We start from the raw sequence: 16,947 nt of genomic DNA on the forward strand, positions 1-16,947 counted from the left end.
GGCCTTCAAATAGGACGACGGGGTGCTGTCGCAGGCCTTGTCCGGCACCAGACAGGCAGCGCGAGAACCGCACCCATGAAAGTGACGGGTCTCAGACGGCCTTGAGCGAGCCCTTGGGCAGCACTTGCACCACGGCAGAGCGTTGCATCTGGACTTCCACGCCATCGGTCAGTTCCACGCCGATGTAGGCCTCACCGATCTTGGACACCTTGCCCAGCAGGCCACCTGCGGTGATCACTTCATCGCCCTTGGCGAGCGCCTCGACCATGGCCTTGTGCTCTTTCTGACGTTTCATCTGGGGACGGATCATCACGAAATACAGCACCACGAACATCAATACCAGGGGCAAAAGGCCCAGCATGGTGGACTGGGTGTCGCCGCCAGCGGCTTGGGCGTAAGCAGGGGAAATGAACACGGGCAATCTCCAACAGGTTCGGTTCAATGAAAAACGCCGAAGGCCCGGGAGGGCCTTCAGGAAAACCGCCCGGGCGAACTGGTCGCAACAGGGGATTGTATGCGGCGCCCCGTCGGAGCGCCGGCAAGGTTCAGGCGGCCTGTGCGGCACCCTGTTGGGGCTGGCGCCATTGCGCCATCAGCGCGGCCCACCGGCTGCGGGTGGCCGCCAGATTGCGCTCTTTCACATGGCCAAAACCCTTGATCTGATCGGGCAATCGGGCGATGTCCAGCGCCAGTGCATGGTTGCCAGCGTCGAGCTGCTCGAGCAGCTCTTCCACGGTGGCGCGGTACTCGCCGATCAGCGCCCGCTCGGTGCGCCGTTCTTCGGTGCGGCCAAACACATCCAGCGCGGTGCCGCGCAGGAACTTAAGAGGCGCCAGCAGGCGGAAGGCAGTGAACATGTACGAACCGAACTTCTGTTTCACCAGCTCGCCCTTTTCATTCGTCTTGGCGATCAGGGGTGGCGCCAGATGGACCTTGAGCTTGTAATCGCCTTCGAACTGTTTGGCCAGGCGCGCATGGAACGCGGTGTCGCTGTGCAGTCGGGCGACCTCGTATTCATCCTTGTAGGCCATGAGCTTGAACAGGTTGCGGGCCACCGCTTCGGTCAGGCTGGATTTGCCAAACGGCGCTTCGCGCTCGCGCACGCGCTGCACAAAGGCCTGGTAGCTGGCGGCGTAGGCGGCGTTCTGGTAGCCGGTGAGGAATTCCACCCGGCGCTGAACCAGGCTGTCCACCGTTTCGCGCTTCTTGAACTGAATGATCTGGGCGCCAGAAGACGGTGAATACAGGGCTTCCACGGCCTTGGCATCGTGCGCGGCACGGCGGCCCCATTCAAAGGCGGCTTTGTTCTGCGCCACGGCCACGCCATTGAGCTCGATGGCCCGCATCAAGGCAGCCAGGCCCAGAGGCACCCAGCCCTTTTGCCATGCATAGCCCAGCATCATGGGGTTGGTGTAGATGCTGTCGCCCATCAGCGCACTGGCCGCGGCTTCAGCATCGAACACGCCCACGGCGGCTTCGCCCAGGCTCTTCTGCAGGGCATCCACGCAGGCCTGAGCCGGGTTCTGCCAGTCGGGGTTCTTGACGAACGCCGCCGTGGGCGTGGCGCTGACGTTGAGCGCCACGTGGCTGCGACCCGCACGCAGGCGCTGCCAGGTTTCCTTGTGGGCCGCCACGATGGGGTCGCAACCGATCACCAGGTCGGCCGATGCGGCGGACACGCGCGTGGTGCGGATCGCGTCCTGGTGGGCGCCGATGAGCACATGGCTCCAGGTGGCGCCACCCTTTTGCGCCAGGCCCGCCGCGTCCTGCGTGACGATGCCCTTGCCTTCGATGTGGGCGGCCATGCCCAGCAACTGGCCGATGGTGATGACGCCGGTGCCGCCGACGCCGGCGACGATGATGCCCCAGGCTTCATCGGCCAGCGCGGGCAGTCTCGGCTCGGGCAGTGCGCCGCCGGTCCACTGTGGCGCACCGGATTTTTTGTCCTTCTTGCGCAGTTGGCCACCTTCCACCGTGACGAAACTCGGACAGAAGCCTTTGACGCACGAAAAATCCTTGTTGCAACTGCTCTGGTTGATGGTGCGCTTGCGGCCGAACTCGGTGTCCAGCGGTTCGACCGACAGGCAGTTGCTCTGCACGCTGCAGTCGCCGCAGCCTTCGCATACCAGCTCGTTGATCACCACGCGCTCGGCCGGGTCCACCAGGGTGCCGCGCTTGCGGCGCCGGCGTTTTTCAGTGGCGCAGGTCTGGTCGTAGATGATGACGGTGGTGCCCTTGATCTCGCGGAACTCGCGCTGCACGGCGTCGAGCGTGTCGCGGTGCTGGATCGCGATGCCACTGGGCAGGCCGCTCACCGAAGCGTATTTCTCCGGTTCGTCGGTCACGATGGTGATCTTGACCGCGCCCTCGGCGCGCATGCTCTGCGCGATCTGCACCACGCTGTGGCCCTCAGGGCGCTCGCCCACCTGCTGGCCACCGGTCATGGCCACGGCGTCGTTGTAGAGGATCTTGTAGGTGATGTTCACGCCAGCGGCGATGCTCTGGCGGATCGCCAGGATGCCGCTGTGGAAGTAGGTACCGTCGCCCAGGTTGGCGAACATGTGCTGGTCGTGACTGAAGGGCTGCTGGCCCATCCACGGCACACCTTCACCACCCATCTGGGTGAAGCCCACGGTGGCGCGGTCCATCCAGATGGTCATGAAATGGCAACCGATGCCGGCCATGGCACGCGAGCCTTCGGGCACCTTGGTGCTGGTGTTGTGCGGGCAGCCGGAGCAGAACCAGGGCTGGCGTTCGGCGCCCTGCACGCCCTGAGTCAGCAGGGTCTGCATGGACTGTTCCTGCGCCGTGAGGATGGCGAGCTGGGCGTCGATGCGCGCCTGCACGTCTTCTGGCAAGCCCATCTTGCGCAGCCGACGGGCCACGGCCCGGGCGATGATGGCTGGCGACAGGTCGGCGTTGGCACGCAGCAAGGTGTGGGCGCTGGGATTGGGCATGCTCCATTCGCCGCCGGTGTGGTCGCCCTCCACCTCGTCGAACTTGCCCAATACGTTGGGGCGCACGTCGCTGCGCCAGTTGTAGAGCTCTTCCTTGAGCTGGTATTCGATGACCTGGCGCTTCTCTTCCACCACCAGGATCTCGCGCAGACCGGTGGCGAATTCGCGCGTGGTCTGCGCTTCCAGCGGCCACACCACGTTGACCTTGTGCAGGCGCAGGCCGATGCGCTGGCAGGTGGCATCGTCCAGACCCAGGTCGAGCAGGGCCTGGCGGGTGTCGTTGAAGGCCTTGCCGCTGGCGATCAGGCCGAAGCGGTCGTTCGGGCCGGCGATCACGTTGTGGTTGAGCTTGTTGGCGCGGATGTAGGCCAGGGCGGCGTACCACTTGTAGTCGAACAGCCGGGCTTCCTGCTCCAGCGCCGCGTCGGGCCAGCGGATGTGCAAGCCGCCGGGGGGCATTTCGAATTCGGGAATCACGATGTCGACGCGCTCGGGGTCGATCATCGCGGTGGCGCTGCTCTCCACGATTTCCTGGATTGTCTTCATGCCCGCCCACACGCCGCTGAAGCGGCTCATGGCGAAGGCGTGGATGCCCAGGTCGAGGATGTCCTGCACAGTGGACGGAAAAAACACCGGCAGGCCGCAGGCCTTGAAGATGTGGTCGCTCTGGTGGGCGGCGGTGGAGCTCTTGGCCACGTGGTCGTCGCCGGCCACCGCGATCACGCCGCCCCAGGGCGTAGTGCCGGCCATGTTGGCATGCTTGAACACGTCGGAGCAGCGGTCCACGCCCGGGCCCTTGCCGTACCAGATGCCGAACACGCCGTCGAACTTGTTGCTGCCCGGTGGCGCGAAACCCAGTTGCTGGGTGCCCCACAGGGCGGTGGCGGCCAGTTCTTCGTTCACGCCCGGCTGGAACACGATGTTCTGCGCCTTCAGGTGGGGCTCAGCCTTTTGCAGCGCCTGGTCGTAGCCACCCAGGGGCGATCCCCGGTAGCCACTGATGAAGCCCGCGGTGTTCTTGCCCACGAGGGCATCGCGTTGGCGCTGCAGCATGGGCAGCTTCACCAGGGCCTGCACACCGCTCATGAAGGCGCGGCCGTGGTCCAGGGTGTATTTGTCGTCCAGGCTGACGGATTCCAGGGCCTGGCGGATGTGTTCGGGCAGCGGGGCGTTCATGGTTTTTGTCTCCAAAGAGTGGGCGCCGCTTCGTGGGCTGTGGTATTGCAGCAGCCTGCGCCGGATCGGCACATGCTGCCTTGAGTTTGACGCACAGTGTATGACCCGAGCGGCGACAGGTGTTTGCTTTTCATGCCCATTTTTGCGGTCAAATAGAAAGCTTCTTGCTCAAAAGCGTCAATCATGGAAACACTGGACAAGTTCGACATCGCCATCCTGCACGAACTGCAGTCGGATGGGCGCCTGACCAACGCCGAACTCGCCCAGCGCGTCGGACTGTCGGCAGCGCCTTGCTGGCGGCGGGTGCGCGCGCTGGAAGAAGCGGGTTTCATCACCGGCTACCGCGCCGAGCTCAACCGCGAAAAGATCGGCCTGGGCGTGTTGGCCTTTGTGCGGCTCGACGCGCAGCGCAACAGTGGCGACGTGACCCGCGAACTGGAAGCCGCGATCCGGGGCATTCCGGAGATCGTGTCCTGCCACTACATCAGTGGGTCGGGCACCTTCGAGCTGCAGGTGGTCAGCCGCGATCTGAACCACTTCAGCGCTTTTGCGCGCGAGGTGCTGCTCAACCTGCCCAACGTGAAAGACCTGCACACCAGCTTCTCGCTCGGCGAGGTCAAGTCGCCGAGCGCACTGCCGCTGTCTCACCTGACTACCAAAAGCCTAGGCACGGCAGCTCGCATGAGAACTTGAGGCTTTTATGCAACCGTCCGTCACCAAACCTGCACCGTTTACACAAAAGCCTTCAGCAAGTCGTTGAATGTGTGCAGTTTTACCGGTTTACAGCTTGTTGCTTTTGGGGGCTTTCCGTACCATCGCGTCCGTCAGAGCCCCACGCAAGGGGCATGCAAAAGTACTCGGTCAGCTTACCGACCAGAGTGTTGTCCCCAGCAAAGAAGGAACCGTCGTGAAAAAATCCCTGTTTGTCCATTCCGCCGTGGCACTGGCCATGGCCGCTCCTCTGCTGGCCCAGGCAGAGTCCGAACTGATCTCCGGCAGTGGTTCCGCCACCGCCAACTTGGATCTGCGCGTGGTGATTCCCCGCGTGCTGTTCCTGGGCGTGGGCACCGGTTCCGGCACGCCACTGGCCACCAACGCCGCCATTGACGCCCTGACCTTTGACTATTCGACCAACCCTCTGGATGTAGGCACAGGCGCTGCAGCCGGGACGATCACCAACACCGGGCCAACCCCCGCTGGCGCCAGCATTCCGGTGCGCGTGTTCGGCAACAACGGTCAGGTCACCATCACCGCCACCAACCCGGCGGTCCTGACCAGCGGCAGCGACACCATTCCGTTCAGCGAACTGTCGGTGGCATCCAGCAACGCGGCCTTGGCCGCGCCCGCGTTTGGTGGCGGTACCAGCTCGCCCACGTTGGCCGGCCGGGTCACCAACCAGACGGCGACCTGGACTTACTCCTACGCCAACGCCACGGTGCCTTCCGCGGGTACCTATGCAGGCCGCGTGACCTACACCGCCACCATGCCCTGAGCGGCCTCCGCCGTCGGCTGATCCTTGTAGCACGGCGCATCCGGTGGGCCCCGCCTACCGGTCACCCAGGGAGGGTGCAAGCCACTGCAGCCGGCACCCACTGATTCCGCAACGGGTGGCGGGGCTGCGAACACCGCGCCCATCCGTCCCGCCCTGGTCTTCCCTTGCCCTCCCGCATGTCCGCTCCTAAGACATCTCCCACCTCGCGATCAAGACGCCACCTGGTACAGGTGTGCGTGGCGTTGTGCTGCCTGGGGGAATGGGCGGCGGCTCACGCCTGGTCGCTGACGGTCACCGGGGGCTCGCGCCGCCTTTACCTGCACGTGGGCAATGGCGCCCTCGCGGGGAGCTCCGGCAGGCTTGACGGCGCGGTGGGAAGCAGCGGGCCGGTCAACCTGGTGCAGGTGGCGGTTCCGGTGGCCGCCCTGGGCAACGGCGTGGACCAGGCCATGACCAGCAACAGCACCGAGAACATCAGCCGGTACGGCGACGGCTACAACACCTGCCCCGATCCGGCCAGGCAGGTCATGGTGGGGGCAGGCTACCGCCGCAACGGCAGCGCACCCGCCAGCGCCACGCTCAGCGTGTCCTCGCCGGCCGACCTCATCAACGCCAGCGGCGACACGATCCCGATTTCCGAGATCCGCTGGACCGTCTCGGCCCCGGGCAGTGGCAACCCGAACGTGATTCCGGCCGGCACCTTCAGCGCCGGCTCACAGACCCTGGCCACGGTGCCGGGCAACACCTACATCGAGAACTGTCACAGCTTCTTCTACGCCAACAGCGCCATCCGGGCCGCAGGCACCTACAACGCCCGCGCCACCTACACCCTGACGGCACCATGAAAGCCACCGCCCTGGGTCTGCTGCTCTCTGCGCTGGCGCTGCTGGCAACGGCGCCGGCCGGCGCCAATCCGCAACGCCTGGACGATTCGCTCAGCCACACCGTACCGCCCAACGTGCAGATGCAATGGCTGCCGATCCCCCGGGACCTGCGTGGCACCGCCGCCATGGAGGCCTGGGTGACGGTGAACATCCGCATCGACACCAGCGAGTGGGTGGGGCGCAGCGGGCGGGTCTACATGGTGCTGTCGCGCGACGAGGTGTCGCCGGTAGAGGCCGTGTGGACCACTCAGGGCCGACTGCAGGCGGGCCGGGTGGTCTCGGGCGAGCGTGCCCTGGTGTATGCCGGCGTGCTGCGCGGCGCCACCCTGGAAGACCAGATGCAGGTGCGCTTGCGCTCCAACGCCGATTGGCAGAGCCAGACCCGACGGCTGAACTTCCACTTCGAATTCGACGCCGACTGACGTGTTTTCCATTTCTACCCCTTCCCACCGTTTGCCTTACCGCCTGCACAGGCGTTCACCCGTTTGCGGGCTGTTGCCTTTGTTGGCCGCCCTGCCGCTGGTCTGGAGCGGCATCAGCCACGCCCAGGGTTTTGCCGCCTACATCACACCCCCGCGCTTCGAGATCCAGGCCAAGGCCGGCGTCAGCACGCGCCAGGTGTTCGAGATCCAGCATGTGGGCCAGCTCAAGGGCGGCTACCGCATCTACACCAACGACTGGACCTTCCAGCCCGACAACTCGGTGAGCTTCAGCGATGCGCTGGCGCCTGATAGCTGCCGCCCCTGGGTGGCGATCGAGCGGCGCGAGCTCACGCTGGAGGCGGGTGCACGCTACCGCTTCCGTTTCGAAATCACCCCCCCACCCGGCACACCGCCGCGGGAATGCCGCTTCGCCATCATGGTCGAAGGCATTGACCCGGCCAAGAGCAGCGTGGACGTGGGTGGCCGCATTGGTGTGATCGTGTACGCTGCCATTGGTAGCGCGGCACCGGTGCTTGAAATCACTGCCACCCGCACGGTCAAAACAGCAGACGGCAAGCTAGTGGCGATGCTCGACGTACGCAACAACGGCAACGCGCATGGGCGGCTGGAAGGTTTCGTCAATGGCACGGATGCCGGTGGTCAGCGCCTGGAGCTGACGCCGTCCGACGTGCCGATCATGCCGGGCGAGACGCGCGGCGTGTCCCTCTCGCCCGTGGGGGAAGAGGACAAACCAGCCCCCGACGTGCGTTTTCCGCTGGCTGTCAAAGGCACGCTCGAATGGGGTAAGAACCGCCTCCCACTGGACGCGAGCTTCGCTCCATGACCCGGGTATGCCGGCTGCACCCGGTCGCGTTTGCGATCCTGTTGGCCGGGTGGGCGCCCGCCCAGGCACAAGACGTGTCGCAGCCTGCCGGCGCGTACGTGGATCAGGTGATCGAGGACCTGGAGCCCGAGGTGCTGGACGACGCGCAGACCTACGACTACGACAAGACGGGCTGGCCGCGGTTCCTGAAACTGGAGGCCCGCCTGGGCACCCAGCCGTTCGACGAGCAGCGTTCGGCCAAACTGGGTTTTTCGGCCTATGGCGTGCTGGAAACGCCCAACCACGGCACGCTTTCGCTCGACGGCAACCACGCTCCCGAGGACAGTGACGGCACACTCACGCTGCGCCAGACCCAGATGCCGCTGGGCGGCGGCTGGCTGGCGAATCACAGTCTGGGGTATATCGACACGCCTGCGCCCGGCATCACGCGTCTGCCTTCGCGGGTGTTCGTGCCCACCTCCATTCTGGAAGGCCTCAGTGGCGAGTGGGAGCAACCCGCCAGAGGCTGGCAGTTGCAGGCCGCCACCGGCGAACCGGGCCGGCTGGAGATCCTGCCGGCCACCGGCTTCCAGCGCCTGCCCGGTCGACGCACGGTGCTGGGCGCGCAATGGCGCCTGGGCGCCGACGCTGCGGCCGATCCGCTGGGCCTGTCACTCAAGGGCTGGACTGTGGCAGCGCAGCACGAAAATGCCAGCGGCGTGTCCAATTTCGAAACACCACGTGCCCCTGCAGACGTGGTGGACGCCGACGCCACCCTGCTGGCGTTGCGGTTTGAGGCCGACCGGTACCGCCTGAAGGCCCATGCCGTGAGTTCGAACAACAGCGCGCTGGATGGTGGCCGCAGCGGCTACTGGATCGACGGCGAGTGGGATGAAGGGCCGCGCCAGTACGGCGCCGGCCTGTACCGGCTGGAGCAGGGCCTGAACTGGGCCAACCTGCCCATGGTCAACGATGTCTCGGGCGCCTATCTGCGCGCCAGCTGGCGCACGCGGCAATGGTCGGCCGACACCTCGGTCGACTGGCTGCGATCCATCAGCGGTCGCAGCAACGACGGCTTCTACTCCACCACGGGTGCGCGATGGCGCCTCGGTCGGGACAGCAGCTTCGGCGCGGGTTTCTCCATTCTTCGATTCGATGGCGATGCCTGGACCAGCTACGGCGACCTTCGCTGGGGCAATGACTGGGGCACCAGTGGTCTGCGGCTGGAGCTCGAAGGCGGCGACAGCCGTGGTTCGGTACAGCAGATCTCGTACGACCAGGAATGGCCGGTACACCAGGGATGGGCGCTCAACACCAGCCTGGGTTTGGGCCGCGCAGGTGCGCGGGCCAGCACCAACCAGCCGGCCGAAGACCTCTGGTCGGCTGCGCTCAGCGTGAATGCGCCGCTCAGTTCGCGAGCCGGACTGCGCGGCAATCTCGCCACGGAAAACGGCAGTTCCGGCCAGCGCCGACAAAGCATCAACCTCGGTGCCAACTGGCGCATCGACCCCCGCTGGAGCCTGGAAGGCAGCTATGTGCGCACCACGGGTCGGAGCCGCACCCGCTTCACGCTGGACCCCTTGGCACCGCCCGAGACGCAGGAGAACACCAATGCCTACCGCTCGTTTTTCGTGGTGCTGCGCTACGAATGGCAGGCCGGCAGCCGCAGCGTGCCGCTGGGGGGCAGCGCGACCGATGGCGGCGGGCGCATCACCGGCACGGTGTACTTCGACGACAACCGAAGTGGCACCCAGGAAGCCAGTGAAGCCGGCGTGCCCAACGTCACCGTGTTCCTGGACAACCGCTACGCGGTGCGCACCGACAACCAGGGTCGCTTCGAATTCCCATTCGTGGCCACGGGTGCGCGAACGGTGACCGTGCGCAATGAGACCTTGCCACTGCCCTGGTCGGTGGTGAATGACGGTCAGGTCCGGGTGGACGTGCGCCTGCGCGACAGCACCTCGATCAGCCTTCCCGTGCAGCGCAGCGAGTAGGCCCTTTCGCTTACCCATCCTCAGAACTGGGGCCCTTTTGGGCTTTTTTTTTGAGGATCGCCTTGAGAACCCCTCAAGTTGCGAGGAACATGCGCCGATACAGGATGCATGAAAGCCATGGTCCGCCCTTCACTGATTGCTCTGGCCGCACTGGCACTGGGCATGCCCAGTGCCAGCATGGGGGAGAGCGTGCTGGTCAGCGGTGCAGGCGGCACCGGCAGCAGCGCTTCGGTGGACATCCGGATCATCGTTCCCCCCGTGATGCAGGTGCTGGAAAACACCCATCCCTCCCAACTGGGTGTTGCAGTGGATGGCCAATGGAATGCCCAGCAAAAACTCGTGGTGATGTCGACCATGAAGCGCGGCTTTTGTGTCACGCTGCGTCTGGCCACACCCCAGGTGGATGACTGGCAGCTGAACACCCTGCTGGAAAGTGGCGCCACTCTGGACGCCGTGGCCGACGGCTACCGCCTGTGCACAGCGCGTGCAGGCCGCTACACCCTGTTGTTGCAGCACGCGTTCGCCGCCGACAACGCCCCGTCGGGCGAAGCCCTTCGCTGGCCGGTGCGCACCGATCTGACGGCGCTTTGACCCCTCGCACCGGGCTTCAACACCATCCCATCTTGCTCAGACCCCGAGGCTCTCAGCCTCTCAAACCCCAGGCCACGAAGTCGGGATTCTCCCAGTCGGGTTTGCCGTAGCGCAAGGCCTCACCGTCCAGCGTCAGCACAGAACCGCCCGCGCCCATGAGCACGGCCTGCCCGGCGGCCGTGTCCCATTCCATGGTGCGACCCAGGCGGGGATACACATCGGCCTGGCCTGCGGCGATCTGACAGAACTTGAGCGACGAGCCCGCCACGTGCGTGTGCGCCACCAGGGTACCCAGCCCGTCGAGGAAGCTCTTCAGACGGGCGGCATCACCATGGGAGCGGCTCGCCAGCACGGTGAGTCCGGGCGCCGGTGGCCGACGGCAACTCAGCGGGTGGCGCACAGGTGGGTGGTGGTTTTTCGCCGATGCAGGGCCATCGGCTTCGCACCACCCCCCCATGCCCGGCCCCCCGGCATACAGCAAGCCCAGCGCAGGTGCCTGCACCACGCCCAGCACGGGCTGCGCCTTGTCGATGAGCGCGACATTGACGGTGAACTCGCCATTGCGCCCGACAAATTCCCGGGTCCCATCCACCGGGTCCACCAGCCAGAAGCGCTGGCCGGGTGCGACGCCGGGCTGCTGGCCAGCGCTGACCGCCTCTTCGGCGATCACCGGTACGTCGGGCGTGAGCTGTTGCAGCGCAGCGGTGATGATGGCTTCGGCGCGGCGATCGGCTTCGGTCACCGGCGAGTCATCGGACTTGCCATGCACGTCAAAGTCGGTGCGGTAGACAGCCATCACCGCCTCGCCCGCCCGGCGCACGATGGCCACCACGGCTTCAAGAAGACGTTGCCGGTCACCGATGGGGGTGTGGTGCAAAGGGTTCACCTGGTTGCTCCACCGCGCAGCGCGCGACCCACGACGCATGAGACGGTCCCATCCAGAGGCACCGCCGAGCCGGCTTTGCCGGACGGCCAGTGCCGCCACCCTTTGAAGGGGGTGACGCGAAGCGCGGCGGGGGATGTTCCAACCCGTTTCCGGAGCGAAGTGCCCCATCCAGGGATACCGAGGATCCGGCTTTGCCGGTCCTAGGTATCGCCCCCTTGAGGGGGCTGAGGGCCGCGGCTCCGAGCCTGCCTGCGCAGGCTTGGACTGCCCGAAGAAGCATCGACTCTGGCGATGCTGCGGCCTGCAAGGCACGTGAAGCGGCGCGAGGGTATTTCATTTCACCGCGGCCACAGCGCCCACATCTGCAGCGGCTGCTTGAGCGCCGCGGCGATGACGTAGGACTCATCGCTCCAGCCACCCCAACCCGTGAACAGGTCGGCACGCACGGCGCCCACGATGGCGCCACCCGTGTCCTGTGCCATGACGAGTTTCTGCAGGTTCAGGGTCGGGCCTTGCGTGGCCAGCCAGACCGGTGTGCCATAAGGAATGCTCTGGGGATCGACCGCGATGGACCGGCCGGGCGTGAGAGGAACCCCCTGGGCGCCACGCGGACCGAAGCGGGCGTCCAGTTCGCTCAATACTTCTTCGCGGAAAAACACCGTGCGCGGATTGCTCCACAGCATGTCGTTGAGGCGATGGGGGTTGCGCGCGGCCCAGGCCTTGATGGCGTCCCAGGAGGCTTCGCGGATCGCGCGCTGATCGAGCAGCCAGCGGCCCACGCTCTGGTAGGGGTGGCCGTTGTGAGCGGCATAGGCCACGCGCACCTGGCGCTGGCTGCCGTCGGCTTCGGTGATGTTGAGTCGACCGGAGCCCTGGATCTGCAGGATCAGCGCGTCGATCGGATCGCTCAGCCAGGCGATGACGCTGCCCTGCAGGGCCGCCTTCGCGGCAGGCAGGGTGTCGATGTCACGCCGGCTGTACCAGGCCTGCCCGGCCCGCAGGCCCGGAGGCGGTCCGTAAAGCGGGGTGCGGTGGGTGGCGGTGGGCACGCGCGACGCGTCCATGATGGGCTCGTAGTACCCGGTCAGCAAACCATCGGGCACGCTACCGTCGGGTTCGGTCACCCGGTAAGGCACAAATCGCCGGACCACCCAGGCCTGTTGTTCGGCAGGTGTGCTGATCGAGAGCTGCCGCACCTCGGCACACAAGGCCGCCTGGCCAGGCGCAGGACGTTCGCAGCCACGCACCCAGGCATTCCAGACCTCGTGCAGGCTGTCTTGTCCCCAGCCTGGCAGTTCGGCCCATCGCACCGGGGTCCAGCGGCTCTTGCCGCGCTGCATCGCCGGCGGCAGCGGCTCAGTGCCGTCCGCAACGGGCGCTGGTGGCACCACCGGTGTCGTTGGCGGCGGCAGGGTCACGGGTTCGGGCAAGCTCGTGCAGGCGGCCAGGCTTCCTACAATGCAGGCAGCGGCGATCCATCGCAGGGTCTGTGTTCCAGGGCTCCTGGCCACCCCGAACCATCCATCCACGCCCACCTTTGCCCTGGCGGCACCTGAAATTTGATCCATGACCCTGTTGTTGCTGGAAGCGCTTGGCGCGCTGGTTTTGCTTGTCTTCATTGTGTGGTGGACGATGTTCTCAGGGCGCAAGAAGGGTGAACTGCCGGACGAAGTGGAGCAGGAGAAGTCTGGCGAAGACCACCGGTCGCCTCGCTCATGAGATGACGCCATCCAGGACCCCGAGGGTCCGGCTCCGCTGGCCCAAGGGCGCCGGCCCACCTCCAAGCACCGAAGGCGCGACAGAGAGGGGGGAAGCCGCGCAGCGGCGCAGGGAGATGTTCATCCCAGGCGCAGCGCGTTGGCCAGTTCCACCGCCGATTTGACGCCCATCTTGTCGAACACCCTTGAGCGGTGAACCTCCACCGTGCGCACGCTGATGTTGAGTTGGTCGGCGACCAGTTTGTTGGGCAGGCCTTCCACCACCAGCCGCATGACATCGCGCTCCCGCTCGGTCAGGCTGCTCAGACGGGCCTCCATGTCGCGCTGCTGCCGCCGCTGCGCCAGCACCTGCGCCGACTGGGCCAGGGCCTGCTCGATGCGGTCGACCAGCACGTTGTCTGAAAACGGCTTCTCGCAGAAATCGAAGGCACCGCGCTTGACGGCATCAACGGCAGTCGGCACATCGGCATGGCCGGAGAGAAAAATCACCGGCATGGCGGCTTGCCAGGGCAGGGTGAGCAAATGCTCGAACAGCGCCAGCCCGCTCATGCCGGGCATGCGCACGTCCAGCAACACACAGGAAGGCGACGCAGGTGCATCGTGCCAGCTGCTGACCTCGGCCAGAAACGCGTCGGCACTGCTGTAACCCTCGCTGAGCAACCGACGCGTGCGCAGCAACCAGGACAGCGCGTCGCGCACGCCAGCGTCGTCATCGACGAGAAAAATGCGTGCGTCGGGATACTCGGTCATGGGCGGATGATAGTGGAGACCTCGGCGCGGCTCACGCGGATGCCGAGACGCCAAACCGAAAGCCGGACCCCGGTGGTACGGAGGCCGAAGGCACATGGTCGCCACCCCCTGCCTGCCACCTCGGGTTCACCCTGCCGGCAGGGTGAATCGGAACACCGTGCCGCGGGGCTGCGCTGGCTCGTGAACCAGCGCACCGCCGTGCTGTTCGATCACGGTCCGGCACAGGCTCAGACCCAGCCCCATGCCTTCGCTCTTGGTCGTGAAGAAAGGGGTGAACAGCTGTGCCTGCACTTCCTGACTCAGGCCCTCGCCGTGGTCGGTTACCGTGAACTCGACCCAGCGCTTGTGCGCCCGGCCCGCGGCCGGCTGGCGCAGCAGGGCCACGCGCAACGTCAGCACACGCAGACCGCTGTGTGAAGGCGGGTCGCCGACCGGCATGGCCTGCATGCCGTTGCGCGCCAGGTTGAGCAACACTTGCTCGACCATGGTGCGATCGCACAGCACCGACGGGCAGTCGGCTGCCACCGAGATCTGCAGCCGGATGTCCTGCTTCTTGGCCTGCAGGCTCAGCAGCGGCTGGATCGCGTCCACGAGTGCGGCGGGTGCAATGGCTTCGCGCACGTGCTCGCGGCGACGCACAAAGTCGGCCACGCTCTTGATGACACGGCCCGCGCGATCGGCCTGCTCGCCGATGCGTCGCATGGCCAGTTGCAGGTCGGCTTGGGGAAGGCCGGCCATCGGTCCATCGAGCAGATTGAGTGTGCCGGTGGCGTAGCTCGAGATGGCCGCCAGGGGCTGGTTGAGCTCGTGGCTGAGCAGCGACGCCATTTCACCCACCGTGGCCAGCCGGGCGGTCGCCTGCAGTCGCTCCTGGGAGGTGCGGTTCAGATCCTCCACCCGGCGCTGCTCGGTCATGTCCACGATGGCGCTCATGAACCCGGTCTGCACGCCCTGGGCATCGATCAGGGGCGCCTCGATGATGAGCACCGGAAAGCGCGTGCCGTCCTTGCGCTGGAACACCGACTCGTAGCCCTCGCGCGGCAGTGTCTGGCCGGCCAGCCGGATCGCCTGGCGTTGCTGGTATTCGTCGACCAGCTCAGGAGGCCACCAGGGCGCGGGCAGTCCGGTGCCGATGAGTTCCTCCGGCGAGAAACCCACCATCTGGCAGAACGCCGGGTTGACGTAGGTGACCCGCCCCTGCATATCACGCGCCCGCAGACCGGTGACCAAGGAGTTTTCCATCGCCTTGCGAAAGGCCAGGGCATCGGCCAGGTTGTGTTCGGCGCGCTGGCGCCGGCGCATGTCGCGCCCCAGCATGGCCATCACCGCCAGCAGCGCGAGGGACAGCGCCCCCACCACGGCGGTGAGCAGGTTGGGAAACAGGCCGAAAAAGCCGGACCGGCTCACGCGCGGACTCTCCAGTTGCAGCATGAGTGAATGGCCAGGCAGGTCCAGCAAGGTGCTGGCGCGCAAGACACGCCGGTCACCCTGGACCGCGCTGTGCACCGCCAGGCGGGTGCCATCGGGCTCCGTGAACGCCAGACCGTGGCCGCGCAGCATGTCCTTGTTGCCCAGTTCGTCAAGAATGCCCGGCAGCGAATAGGTGACCACCAGGAAGCCACTGGGCACGCCCGAGCGCACCACCGGCAGGCACATTTCCATGAACTCCATGCCCATGCCCTCGCGCAACGGCCAGAAGTAGCTGGGTGAAAACGCCGGTCCCGAGAGGCGGCGTGCCGCCTCGCAGGCCTGCCGCATGTCGGGCAGGGCCACTTCCCGGCTCATGGTGCCAAACGGCTCGGCCATGTAGGGTGTGTTGCGAAAGGCGATCAGCCGGGTGGCGGTGTCGCGCCATTCCAGTCGCACCATCTCGCGGTGCCGGGCCAGCACCTCGGAGGCCGGCGCCATCCAGGAATCCGGCGTGGGCACCACACTGTGCAGCGACTGCAGCGTCTGCACGTTGCGGATCAGCGCACTGCGGATGTCACTGGCCACGGCAGCGGCATCACTCTCCACCGCCGCCTGGTCCCGCGCCTCTTCGTATTCGCGCGCCAGAAACACCATCACCCCCAGCATCAGCGCCACCAGCAGCAGCAGCGCCCCCCAGAGCAGCCAGCGGCGCGAACGCAAAGGGCTGCGTGGACGCGCAGGCGAGGAAGGGTAGGGAGGAGCGACTGCAGTCACTGGATCAAATTGCACACGCTATAAAGAAAGCACATCAAACAGTTGGACACCACCAGTCCAGTGCGAGCGAGATGTCCCCATCCAGGGGCGGCAAGGGTCCGGCTCCGCCGGCCCGAGCCGCCGTCCCCCTCCAAGCCGAAGGCGCAAGAGAGGGGGAAGACGCGTCAGCGGCGCAGGGGGTGCCTTCACTAGAGCTTGCGGTGCTGCAACGAAGGCAGCTGCTCGCGCACCCCCTGGAGGTGCTGGATGTCCAGCTCGGCCAGCACCACGCCCGGTCCGGCAGACTGCATGGCCAGCACCTCGCCCCAGGGGTCGATCACCATGCTGTGCCCCCAGGTACGCCGGCCGTTTTCATGCAGGCCACCCTGCGCACTGGCGATCACATAGGCCTGGTTTTCAATGGCGCGGGCGCGCAACAACACCTCCCAGTGGGCCGAACCCGTGGTGTAGGTGAACGCCGCCGGCACCAGCAGCACATCGGCAGCCAGCACGCGGTACAGCTCGGCAAACCGGAGGTCGTAGCACACGCTCTGCCCGACACGCCATTCGTGGCCATCGCGCGAGCGCAGGTCAAAGGTGGTGGGGGTGTCGCCTGCCTGCAGAACGGCCGCCTCGTCGTAGTGCTCACGGCCGTTGTCGTAGCGAAACAGGTGGATCTTGTCGTAGCGGCTGATCTGGGTGCCTTTGGCGTTGTAGGTCAACGAGGCGTTGGCGGCATGGCCGGGGTCGTCGGTGGCCATGGGCAGCGTGCCACCCACGATGCAAAGCTTCAGGTCACGCGCAGCGTCCGACAGGAAATCTTGCACCGTGCCCAGGCCCGGTGTCTCGGCGATCACGAGCTTGTCTTCGTCCTTCTGGCCCATGAAGCAGAAGTACTCGGGCAGCACCGCCAGCTCGGCGCCAGCGCCCGCCGCCAGGCGCAACAGGCGCAAAGCTTCACTGAGGTTGGCGTCCAGGCTGATGCCGGAGACCATCTGAATGGCGGCGACTTTCATGACAGGTCCTCACAAAAAAACAGCAAGAGCGGCAGACGCATGTGGTGGGGCGCCCACCGTTGCACGCGCTCGACG

15 protein-coding genes are annotated in these 16,947 nt (G+C 66.2%); 8 read left to right on the plus strand and 7 right to left on the minus strand.

All coding sequences use genetic code 11. The features are described 5' to 3' along the window. Positions 1-91 precede the first annotated feature (91 nt). Together yajC and J2W49_RS09755 are read right to left on the minus strand one after the other, a co-directional pair. On the minus strand, positions 92-415 hold the full coding sequence (yajC, locus tag J2W49_RS09750) for a preprotein translocase subunit YajC (RefSeq protein ID WP_310314990.1): 324 nt from the start codon (positions 413-415) through the stop codon (positions 92-94). A 130-nt stretch (positions 416-545) separates the two neighbouring features. Further along, a complete protein-coding gene (locus tag J2W49_RS09755; RefSeq protein ID WP_310314993.1) occupies positions 546-4,133 on the minus strand; it encodes an indolepyruvate ferredoxin oxidoreductase family protein in 3,588 nt (1,195 codons plus the stop codon). A 183-nt stretch (positions 4,134-4,316) separates the two neighbouring features. Here J2W49_RS09755 and J2W49_RS09760 point away from each other — a divergent pair, with 183 nt between their 5' ends. From J2W49_RS09760 to J2W49_RS09790, 7 genes are all read left to right on the plus strand, one after another. Next, entirely contained in the window at positions 4,317-4,826 is a 510-nt protein-coding gene (locus J2W49_RS09760; RefSeq protein ID WP_310314996.1) for an Lrp/AsnC family transcriptional regulator, read from the plus strand. A 214-nt stretch (positions 4,827-5,040) separates the two neighbouring features. Continuing rightward, a complete protein-coding gene (locus tag J2W49_RS09765; protein WP_310314998.1) occupies positions 5,041-5,625 on the plus strand; it encodes a hypothetical protein in 585 nt (194 codons plus the stop codon). Between the two features lie 176 nt (positions 5,626-5,801). Continuing rightward, positions 5,802-6,470, plus strand: coding sequence for a hypothetical protein (locus tag J2W49_RS09770; protein ID WP_310315001.1), 669 nt, complete (start codon positions 5,802-5,804; stop codon positions 6,468-6,470). After that, on the plus strand, positions 6,467-6,931 hold the full coding sequence (locus tag J2W49_RS09775; protein WP_310315004.1) for a hypothetical protein: 465 nt from the start codon (positions 6,467-6,469) through the stop codon (positions 6,929-6,931). The genes J2W49_RS09770 and J2W49_RS09775 overlap by 4 nt, the downstream gene beginning before the upstream one ends. Position 6,932: 1 nt before the next feature. After that, a complete protein-coding gene (locus J2W49_RS09780; protein ID WP_310315007.1) occupies positions 6,933-7,775 on the plus strand; it encodes a COG1470 family protein in 843 nt (280 codons plus the stop codon). After that, positions 7,772-9,748, plus strand: a complete 1,977-nt coding sequence (locus J2W49_RS09785) for a carboxypeptidase-like regulatory domain-containing protein (RefSeq protein WP_310315009.1) — start codon at positions 7,772-7,774, stop codon at positions 9,746-9,748. Before J2W49_RS09780 ends, J2W49_RS09785 begins: the two co-directional genes overlap by 4 nt. 108 nt (positions 9,749-9,856) lie before the next feature. Then, entirely contained in the window at positions 9,857-10,339 is a 483-nt protein-coding gene (locus J2W49_RS09790) for a hypothetical protein (RefSeq protein WP_310315011.1), read from the plus strand. Positions 10,340-10,391: 52 nt separating this feature from the next. On the opposite strand, the gene cysQ is transcribed toward J2W49_RS09790, so the two are convergent. Both cysQ and mltA read right to left on the minus strand, forming a co-directional pair. Next, on the minus strand, positions 10,392-11,216 hold the full coding sequence (gene cysQ / locus J2W49_RS09795) for a 3'(2'),5'-bisphosphate nucleotidase CysQ (protein ID WP_310315014.1): 825 nt from the start codon (positions 11,214-11,216) through the stop codon (positions 10,392-10,394). 347 nt (positions 11,217-11,563) lie between these two features. Further along, on the minus strand, positions 11,564-12,859 hold the full coding sequence (gene mltA / locus J2W49_RS09800; protein ID WP_405001006.1) for a murein transglycosylase A: 1,296 nt from the start codon (positions 12,857-12,859) through the stop codon (positions 11,564-11,566). Here mltA and J2W49_RS09805 point away from each other — a divergent pair. Beyond that, entirely contained in the window at positions 12,792-12,944 is a 153-nt protein-coding gene (locus tag J2W49_RS09805; RefSeq protein ID WP_310315020.1) for a hypothetical protein, read from the plus strand. The genes mltA and J2W49_RS09805 overlap by 68 nt on opposite strands. A 119-nt stretch (positions 12,945-13,063) precedes the next feature. On the opposite strand, the gene J2W49_RS09810 is transcribed toward J2W49_RS09805, so the two are convergent. The 3 genes from J2W49_RS09810 to J2W49_RS09820 form a co-directional block, all read right to left on the minus strand. After that, positions 13,064-13,693, minus strand: a complete 630-nt coding sequence (locus J2W49_RS09810) for a response regulator transcription factor (protein WP_310315023.1) — start codon at positions 13,691-13,693, stop codon at positions 13,064-13,066. Between the two features lie 126 nt (positions 13,694-13,819). Next, positions 13,820-15,877, minus strand: coding sequence for a PAS domain S-box protein (locus tag J2W49_RS09815; RefSeq protein ID WP_310315025.1), 2,058 nt, complete (start codon positions 15,875-15,877; stop codon positions 13,820-13,822). Between the two features lie 188 nt (positions 15,878-16,065). Next, positions 16,066-16,872 carry a carbon-nitrogen hydrolase family protein gene (locus J2W49_RS09820; RefSeq protein WP_310315028.1) on the minus strand — a complete coding sequence of 269 codons (807 nt, stop codon included), beginning with the start codon at positions 16,870-16,872 and terminating at the stop codon, positions 16,066-16,068. Positions 16,873-16,947: the final 75 nt, after the last annotated feature.

Origin of the sequence: Hydrogenophaga palleronii (assembly GCF_031457455.1) — a bacterium.
Taxonomy (GTDB): Bacteria; Pseudomonadota; Gammaproteobacteria; order Burkholderiales; family Burkholderiaceae_C; genus Hydrogenophaga; species Hydrogenophaga palleronii_A.

What these genes read in the sequence shown, in the direction of transcription:
- J2W49_RS09755 (WP_310314993.1), bottom strand. Translation starts at nt 4,133, where the DNA reads ATGAACGCCCCGCTGCCCGAACACATCCGCCAGGCCCTGGAATCCGTC.
- J2W49_RS09760 (WP_310314996.1), top strand. Translation starts at nt 4,317, where the DNA reads ATGGAAACACTGGACAAGTTCGACATCGCCATCCTGCACGAACTGCAG.
- J2W49_RS09770 (WP_310315001.1), top strand. Translation starts at nt 5,802, where the DNA reads ATGTCCGCTCCTAAGACATCTCCCACCTCGCGATCAAGACGCCACCTG.
- J2W49_RS09775 (WP_310315004.1), top strand. Translation starts at nt 6,467, where the DNA reads ATGAAAGCCACCGCCCTGGGTCTGCTGCTCTCTGCGCTGGCGCTGCTG.
- J2W49_RS09785 (WP_310315009.1), top strand. Translation starts at nt 7,772, where the DNA reads ATGACCCGGGTATGCCGGCTGCACCCGGTCGCGTTTGCGATCCTGTTG.
- J2W49_RS09790 (WP_310315011.1), top strand. Translation starts at nt 9,857, where the DNA reads ATGAAAGCCATGGTCCGCCCTTCACTGATTGCTCTGGCCGCACTGGCA.
- J2W49_RS09805 (WP_310315020.1), top strand. Translation starts at nt 12,792, where the DNA reads ATGACCCTGTTGTTGCTGGAAGCGCTTGGCGCGCTGGTTTTGCTTGTC.
- J2W49_RS09810 (WP_310315023.1), bottom strand. Translation starts at nt 13,693, where the DNA reads ATGACCGAGTATCCCGACGCACGCATTTTTCTCGTCGATGACGACGCT.
- J2W49_RS09820 (WP_310315028.1), bottom strand. Translation starts at nt 16,872, where the DNA reads ATGAAAGTCGCCGCCATTCAGATGGTCTCCGGCATCAGCCTGGACGCC.